We start from the raw sequence: 2,388 nt of genomic DNA on the forward strand, positions 1-2,388 counted from the left end.
GAGAGGACTTTGCTGCGGTGCCGACGTAAATTTTATCTGCGCGGCATTTAAATTTAGGCCAAAATTTCCCCGACGAAAAATAGCGCCGACATCGCAAACGTGCAGAGCGCGACGACCTTTAGCTGCCCGTCGAAGTCGCGACACTCCTGCACTTTCGAGATGAAAAATAGGTGCCTAATAAGCGGCGCAAAGCTTACCACGTAGAGTAATTTTACGCCCGGCTCGCCGCGTAAAAACGAGTAGCATAGCATCAGACCCGCCCCGCCCGCGATCAGCGCGTAGTGGTATCGCTTAGCCGCGCGCAGTCCGATACGAACGGGGATCGTGCGCTTGCCTTTGAGCGCGTCGTTTTGGATATCGCGCATGTTGTTTAGATTTAGCACGGCGGTGCTTAGCATCCCGCATGCACACGCAGGCAGCAGCAGCGCCGTATCAAGCGATCGCGCGTATAAAAAATATGAGCCCAGCACGCTCAAAAGTCCAAAAAACAAAAACACGAAAACGTCGCCGAGCCCTTTATAGCCGTATGCGCCGGCGCCCACGGTGTAGCGGATCGCGGCATATATCGACGCGCCGCCCAGCGCTAAAAATAGAGCCACGAGATAAAACCGCTCGCCGAATGCCAAAACGCTTAGCGCGAGGCTAGAAAGCGCGGAAAGCAGCGCCGTAGCGACGATGACACGCTTCATCTGCTCCGCGCTCATCTGTCCCGTTTGGATCGCGCGTCGCGGCCCCAGTCTGCCATCGTCGTCGGTGCCCTTTACCGCGTCGCCGTAGTCGTTGGCGTAGTCGCTTAGCACCTGAAACAGCAGCGTCGTAAGCAGCGCCAGTGCGAAAATATCCGCTCTAAATACGCCCGCGCCGTATGCTGCGCCGCTGCCGAGCAGTACGCCCGAGACGCTAAGCGGCAGCGATCTAAGGCGAGCGGATGCGTAAAGAGCCTTTGCGGTTATCATTTTTGCCTTTTTAAATTTATACGCCGAATTTGCGGCGGAACTAGCTTAGAATTTAGCGGAAAAACGCCAAAAATATTATAAATTTAGACTATTCGTAGAGTAAATTTTATTTAAATTCGCCTTTTTAATATAAATAGCGGTAAAATAGAGCCAAAAATTTTAGGAATTGTGATGAAAAAAGTTCTTACCGTTCAAGATATATCCTGCGTGGGCAAGGTTTCGCTGACCGTTGCATTGCCGATACTAAGCGCGATGGGGATGAGCACGAGTGTGATCCCTACGGCGGTTTTATCGATGCATACGGGCTTTTCGGGCTACACCTTTTGCGATCTAAGCTCACAGATATGTGCGATCATGGCGCATTGGAGGGAGCAGGGGGTGGAATTTGACGGCATCTATACGGGATTTTTAGGCTCGGAGGCGCAGATCGAGATCATGAGCGAGCTATTTGCTAGCTTCGGCGGCGCCGATAAGGTCATCTTGGTCGATCCATGTATGGGCGATAACGGCGTGTTTTATCCGGGCTTTAACGAGGATTTTGCCCGCATGATGGCGCTTCTGTGCGCCCAGGCCGACATCATCACGCCCAATATCACCGAGGCCTGCGCGATCACCGGCGTGCCGTACCGAGAGGGGGCGGATAGGGATTTTATCATGGATCTGCTTGCAAGGCTTCGAGAGCTGGGCGCTAGGCAGGTTATTTTAAAAGGCATCGGCTACATCGCCGATCAGTGCGGGGTTTTCAGCTACGATGCGCGCACGGGTAGGACGAATGAGTATTTTCACGAGCTGCTGCCGGTTAAATTTAACGGCACCGGCGATATTTTCGCAGCCGTAGCCTTCGGCGCGATAATGCGCGGCAAGTCGCTAGAAACGGCGGTTCGAATCGCTGCGGACTTCGTCGTAAGCACGATCAAGGAGACAATGAGCGACGAGGAGCGCAAGGACTATGAAGGGGTCGATTTCGAAGCGATAATTCCCGAGCTGGTGAGGAAAATCTAAGTTCTAGATGGATTTGGAACTCGCCGCGCGGACAGCGGATTTGTGGTAGAGCTTTAAAATTTTACCGCAAAAGGAAATTCCTAAATTTTATCTGCGGCGTGAAATTTTAAAATTTCAAAATTTATGTGTCGTGTGGGGCATGGAATTCTATAGGCGACGCGGAATTTTAGAATTCATGCATTGCACGGGCTTATAATTTTATCTCCTGCATAGAATTTTAAAATTTGCACCGACATAAAGATGCGAAATTTGTCGGCTAGCGCGTAATTCTAAACGCAAGGCTGCAGCGAATTTATCTGCTTGTGAGCTTGAGCTGCATTTTGAAATTTTGCACAAAATCTGCTTAAAATTTTATTCCTGCGAGTCGTGCGCCATGCACTTATAAAATAATCTCAAAATTTATGAGTAAAATTTAGATTAAAATCCGTAT

2 protein-coding genes are annotated in these 2,388 nt (G+C 50.3%); one reads left to right on the forward strand and one right to left on the reverse strand.

All coding sequences use genetic code 11. The annotated features are described in order from the left end of the window. Positions 1 to 53: 53 nt before the first annotated feature. Positions 54 to 956 carry a 1,4-dihydroxy-2-naphthoate octaprenyltransferase gene (menA, locus tag Q0256_RS03360; RefSeq protein WP_297960034.1) on the reverse strand — a complete coding sequence of 301 codons (903 nt, stop codon included), beginning with the start codon at positions 954 to 956 and terminating at the stop codon, positions 54 to 56. A 171-nt stretch (positions 957 to 1,127) separates the two neighbouring features. On the opposite strand from menA, the gene Q0256_RS03365 reads away from it, so the two are divergent. After that, positions 1,128 to 1,958: a pyridoxamine kinase gene (locus tag Q0256_RS03365; protein WP_297960036.1), complete on the forward strand. Its 831-nt coding sequence runs from the start codon at positions 1,128 to 1,130 to the stop codon at positions 1,956 to 1,958. Positions 1,959 to 2,388: the final 430 nt, after the last annotated feature.

The organism is uncultured Campylobacter sp. (assembly GCF_937949835.1).
Classification (GTDB): Bacteria; Campylobacterota; Campylobacteria; order Campylobacterales; family Campylobacteraceae; genus Campylobacter_B.